Origin of the sequence: Spirosoma arboris, from assembly GCF_009754945.1 — a bacterium.
Taxonomy (GTDB): domain Bacteria; phylum Bacteroidota; class Bacteroidia; order Cytophagales; family Spirosomataceae; genus Spirosoma; species Spirosoma arboris.
In genome coordinates this window covers 1-332 of record NZ_WPIN01000088.1, presented here as the reverse complement: position 1 = coordinate 332, position 332 = coordinate 1, and the positions used below count along the sequence as shown (strand labels likewise).

Sequence of the window (332 nt, the reverse complement as noted above, 5' to 3'; positions counted from 1 at the left end):
CACTCGGTGGAGGAAGCCATTAAGGATGCGTCCGAAAAATTGGAGGATGAGCAAGACCTAGGGCACACGCTTTAATGGCGGCCGATCGGTCTACTTGCTGGTCAGCTCCATTTTAGTTTTACCGTCGTTCAGTAGGTAGCCTCCCGCTCGTCGACTGATAAACCAGCGGCTATGGTGCATACTCTCTTTACTTACTCTGCTTTCCAGCAGGAGGGAATCGTTTTTGACTTGCCAGCGAATTGCTATCGCCGTCCTTAGCTCACCAAGGCCCGCCCTAAACGAGCCCTCACCACTTTTAAGAAAACGATATTCCATCGTTTCAAGCGCCAACA

The 332-nt window shown here is 50.9% G+C and carries 1 protein-coding gene; it reads right to left on the bottom strand.

The window, feature by feature from the left end; translation table 11 throughout:
• Positions 1–90: 90 nt before the first annotated feature.
• Positions 91–332 (bottom strand): hypothetical protein (locus tag GO755_RS40770; RefSeq protein ID WP_227687305.1); only part of this gene is annotated, 242 nt, incomplete at its 5' end.